4 protein-coding genes are annotated in these 4,753 nt (G+C 76.9%); 3 read left to right on the forward strand and 1 reads right to left on the reverse strand.

Annotated elements, in window-relative coordinates:
- The 3 genes from HUW36_RS25785 to HUW36_RS25795 form a co-directional block, all read left to right on the forward strand.
- The coding region (locus tag HUW36_RS25785) for an ROK family protein (RefSeq protein ID WP_174530525.1) at nucleotides 1–456 on the forward strand (456 nt) is incomplete at its 5' end.
- Between the two features lie 235 nt (nucleotides 457–691).
- Complete coding sequence (locus HUW36_RS25790) at nucleotides 692–3,112, forward strand: beta-glucosidase family protein (protein WP_174530526.1); 2,421 nt, start codon at nucleotides 692–694, stop codon at nucleotides 3,110–3,112.
- Nucleotides 3,109–4,134: a LacI family DNA-binding transcriptional regulator gene (locus HUW36_RS25795; RefSeq protein WP_174530527.1), complete on the forward strand. Its 1,026-nt coding sequence runs from the start codon at nucleotides 3,109–3,111 to the stop codon at nucleotides 4,132–4,134. Before HUW36_RS25790 ends, HUW36_RS25795 begins: the two co-directional genes overlap by 4 nt.
- Before the next feature lie 7 nt (nucleotides 4,135–4,141).
- Here HUW36_RS25795 and HUW36_RS25800 read toward each other — a convergent pair whose 3' ends face one another.
- Nucleotides 4,142–4,651 carry an NUDIX hydrolase gene (locus HUW36_RS25800; RefSeq protein ID WP_174530528.1) on the reverse strand — a complete coding sequence of 170 codons (510 nt, stop codon included), beginning with the start codon at nucleotides 4,649–4,651 and terminating at the stop codon, nucleotides 4,142–4,144.
- Nucleotides 4,652–4,753: the final 102 nt, after the last annotated feature.

The raw sequence follows: 4,753 nt of genomic DNA on the forward strand, positions 1-4,753 counted from the left end.
GTGCTGCCGGACGGGCCGGCGTGCGGGTGCGGTCGCCGGGGTTGCCTCGCCGCGCTCGTCGGCGTGGACGCCGTGGTGCGCCGCCTGCTGCCGGACGCCACCCAGGACGGTCCGGTCACCGACCACCTGCCGGAGATCGAGCGGATCCAGGCGCTCGCCCGCGCCGGGGACGACGCCGTGCGGACCGGGCTCACCGAGGTCGGCCGGCAGCTCGGGCGGGCGGTGTGCGTCCTGGTCGACCTGCTCGACCCGGAGGTCGTGGTGGTGGGCGGGCACCTGGCGGCGCTCGCCCCGTGGCTGCTGCCGGCCGCCCACGCCGAACTGGCCGAGCACACCCTGGCGCCGGCGCCGGTGGCCCGGATCGAGGCCAGCACGCTGGGCGCGGAGGCCGGCGCCCTCGGCGGCGCCACCGCCGCACTGGCCACCGTGGAGGCCGGGCACCTGCCCACCGCCTGACCCCTTGACCGCGCCGGCCCGGGGTGCCAACCTCGGTAACGCCGTCACCGCGACCGGGCAACCCGGTGCCGGCGTGTTTCTCGGCGGTCGTCGAAGCGCTTCACCACCGCTCCGGGCCGACGCCGCCGCTCGACCACCACCCCCTTTTTCCGCGTGCGTGCCGCCGTCTCCCGGCACGGTCGTCGAAGCGCTTCGACGCACCGGGTGCCCGCACGTCTCCCCGGAGGCGCCCGCCATGACCGAATCCGTCCCACCCCGTCTCGACGACCTGCTGGCCCGGCTCTCCCTGCCGGAGAAGCTCGGCCTGCTGCACCAGTGGCAGGCGCCGGTCCCCCGGCTCGGCCTGCCGGCGTTCCGCACCGGCACCGAGGCGCTGCACGGTGTGGCCTGGCTCGGCGAGGCCACCGTCTTCCCGCAGGCGATCGGGCTGGCCGCCAGCTGGAACCCGGACCTGATCCGGGCGGTCGGCGCCGCCGTCGGCGACGAGGTCCGGGCCGCGCACCAGGCGGACCCGGACCGGGTCGGGCTCAACGTGTGGGCGCCGGTGGTCAACCCGCTGCGCGACCCGCGGTGGGGCCGCAACGAGGAGGGCTGGTCCGAGGACCCGTGGCTGACCGGCCGGCTGGCCACCGCCTACGCCCACGGACTGCGCGGCGACCACCCCACCCGGCTGCGGACCGCCCCGACGCTCAAGCACTTCCTCGGCTACAACAACGAGACCGACCGGGCGGTGACCTCCAGCCACCTGCCGCCGCGCGTGCTGCACGAGTACGAGCTGCCGGCGTTCCGCGCGCCCCTGGCCGCCGGGGCGGCGGTGGCCGTGATGGCGTCGTACAACCTGGTCGACGGCGTGCCGGCGCACCTGAGCCCGCTCATCGACGGCGAGCTGCGCGGCTGGGCCGACGACGAGGTGCTGGTGGTCGGCGACGCGGGCGCGGTCGGCAACATCGCCGGCGTGCAGGCGTACCTGCCCGACCACGTGGCCGGGTTCGCCGCCGCGCTGCGCGCCGGGATCGACAGCTTCACCGAGGACGACGACGATCCCGGCCCCACGGTGGCCCGGCTGACCGAGGCGCTGGCGCGAGGGCTCGTCACCGAGTCCGACGTGGACCGCGCGGTCCGGCGGGTCCTGTCGGTCCGGACCCGCCTGGGCGACCTGGACCCGCCCGGCCACGACCCGTACGCCGGCGTGCCGGCCGACGTGGTGAACTGCGCCGCGCACCGGGAACTCGCCCGGGAGGCCGCCCGCCAGTCGGTGGTGCTGCTGCGCAACGACGGCCTGCTGCCGCTGACCCCCGACACCCGGGTCGCGGTGCTCGGCCCGCTCGCCGACACCGTGCTCACCGACTGGTACAGCGGCACGCTGCCGTACCGGGTCAGCGCGTACCAGGGGCTGCTCGGGCGGCTGCCCGAGGTGCGCACGCACTGCGGCGCGGACCGGATCACGTTGCGCGTCGGCGACCGGGCCGTGCGGTGCGTCGACGGCGCACCGCTGACCCTCGCCGACGGCGCCCCGACGCAGTTCGAGGTGGTCGACTGGGGGCAGGCGGTGGTGGCGCTGCGTGTGGCGCACCACGGCCGGTACGTCGGCGCGCAGGACGCCGGCACGCTCGTGCACGACCGTCCCGGCCCGGGCGGCTGGGTGGTCCGGGAGACGTTCCGCCTGCACCACCGGGGTGACGGCACCGTGCTGCTGCACCACCTGGCCACCGGCCGGCACGTCGGCGTCGACCCGGACGGTCGCCTGCGCGTCGACACCGGTGACCCGGCCCGGTTCACGGTCGACCTGGTGGCCGACGGGACCGCCGGGGCCGCCGCGCTGGCCGCCGACGCCGACGTGGCGCTTGTGGTGCTCGGCAACCACCCGATGGTCGGCGGGCGGGAGACCGAGGACCGGGCCGACCTGGCGCTGCCGTCCGGCCAGCAGGATCTGCTGCGCGCCGTGCGGGCGGCGAACCCGCGTACCGTGCTGGTGCTGACCAGCAGCTACCCGTACGCGGTGGGCCGGGCGCAGGAGCACCTGCCGGCGGTGCTGTGGAGCGCCCACGGTGGACAGGAGCACGGCAACGGGTTGGCCGACGTGCTGCTCGGCGCCGCCGACCCGGGCGGCCGGCTCACCCAGACCTGGTACGCCGACACCGCCGAGCTGCCCGACCTGCTCGACTACGACGTCATCGGCGCCGACGCCACCTACCTCTACCACCGGGGCGAGCCGCTGTACCCGTTCGGGCACGGGCTCAGCTACGCCGAGTTCGACTACGCTGACCTCCGGCTGAGCACCGCCACGGCGCACGCCGGCGAGGAGGTGGAGGTGAGCGTCGCGGTCACCAACACGGGCCGCCACCCGGGCACCGAGGTGGTGCAGCTCTACACCCGACAGCGTCGTTCCCGGGTCAAGCAGCCGCTGCGGCAGCTGCGCGACTTCGCCCGGGTCACCCTCGACCCGGGATGCGCGGCCCGGGTGACGCTGCGGCTGCGTACCGCCGAGCTGGCCTGGTGGGACGAGACCCGCGCCGCGATGGTGGTGGAGGACGCCGTCCACTCGGTGCTGGTCGGCCGGTCCGCCCGGGACGTGCGGCTGGTCGGCGCGGTCGCCGTCACCGGCGGCCACACCGCGGCGGCGACCACCGACGGGCGGTCGGGGGCCGCCCGGTGACCGGCCGGGTCGCCGGTGACCAGGTCACCATCGCCGACGTGGCCCGCCACGCCGGGGTCGCCGCCAGCACCGTGTCGTACGTGCTCAGCGGCAAGCGCGCCATCTCGGCCACCACCCGGGGGCGGGTGCTGGCCAGCGTCCGCGCCCTGGGCTACCACCCCAACGCCGGGGCGCGGGCGCTGGCCAGCCGCCGCGCCAACGTGATCGCGCTGGTGCTGCCGCTGCGCACCGGTATGCAGGTGCCGGTGGTGATGCGGTTCGCCACCGCGGTGGTCACCACCGCCCGCCGCCACGACCACGACGTGCTGCTGGTCACCGCCGACGAGGGGCCGGCCGGGCTGCACCGGATCGCCGGCAGCGCCCTGGTCGACGGCGTGCTGCTGATGGACGTGGAGCTGGAGGACTCCCGGGTGCCGCTGCTGCGGGAGCTGGCGCTGCCCGGCGTGCTGATCGGGCACCCGACCGACAGCAGCGGCCTGGCCTGCGTGGACCTGGACTTCCGGCGCGCCGGGGAGCTGTGCGTGGAGCACCTGGCCGGCGCGGGGCACCGGCGTGTCGCGTTGCTCGGCGCGCCGGCCGCCGTCTACGCGCGGGGCACCGGCTTCGCCCACCGCACCCGCGCCGGCGTGCTGGCCGCCGCGGACCGGTTCGGCGTCGACGCGGTGGCCCGGCCCTGCGAGGAGGGGCCGGCGGCGGTGCGGCGGGACCTGGAGGCGCTGCTGGCCGACCACCCCGACGTCACCGGGCTGGTGGTGCAGAACGAGTCGGCCGTCGGGCCGGTGCTGGCGACGTTGCCGCTGCTGGGCCGCCGGGTGCCGCGGGACGTCTCGGTGGTCGCGGTGTGCCCCGACGAGCTGGCCGAGCAGTCCGGGTTGACGGGCGTCCCGGTGCCCGCCGAGGAGGTGGGCCGGCAGGCGGTGACGCTGCTCATGCGGCGGCTGCGCGACGAGCCGGTGCCGGAGGTGACCCTGCTGGAGCCCCGGCTGACCGTGCGCGAGACCAGCGGCGGCGCCCGTCGGTGACGGCCGCTCAGAGGTTGTCCGGCCGGCGCAGCGCCGGATGCTGCTCGCCCGGGGCCGCGTACCAGGGCGGGGCGTCGTCGGCGAGCGCGGTGCCGATGCGCAGCCGCGACCAGTCGTCCAGGTCGGGCAGCGCGTCGGGGGCGAACCAGGCCACCGCCAGGGACTCGTCGCCGTCGGCGGTGGCGGTGCCGCCCACGGCCCGGCAGCGGAACCAGACGTTGAGGTATTCGCAGGCGTCGCCGTTGGGATAGACCACCGGGTGGGTGGCCACGCCGGCCAGCCGCTCGATCGCCACCTCGACGCCGGTCTCCTCGCGTACCTCGCGCACCAGCGCGTCGGCGGGCTGCTCGCCCGGGTCGACCGTGCCGGCGGGCACCGACCAGCGGCCGTTGTCGCCGCGCCGGGCCAGCAGCACCCGCCCCGCGTCGTCGGTCACCACGCCGCTGACCCCGTAGAGCATGAGCAGGTCGTGGCCGACGTGCCGGCGCAGCCGGGCGATGTAGGGCGACACGGGCATGGCGAGCAGGCTACCCCCGGGTCTGGCGGTGCCGCCGGACCATCCCGGCGGCCAGCGCCGCGCCGTCCAGGTCACCGGCGGCGACGCGCCCGGCGACGGTAC

This window comes from Micromonospora maritima (genome assembly GCF_902825405.1).
Classification (GTDB): domain Bacteria; phylum Actinomycetota; class Actinomycetes; order Mycobacteriales; family Micromonosporaceae; genus Micromonospora; species Micromonospora maritima.

Coding starts and splice junctions, on each gene's coding strand:
- HUW36_RS25790 (WP_174530526.1), top strand. CDS start 692: ATGACCGAATCCGTCCCACCCCGTCTCGACGACCTGCTGGCCCGGCTC.
- HUW36_RS25800 (WP_174530528.1), bottom strand. CDS start 4,651: ATGCCCGTGTCGCCCTACATCGCCCGGCTGCGCCGGCACGTCGGCCAC.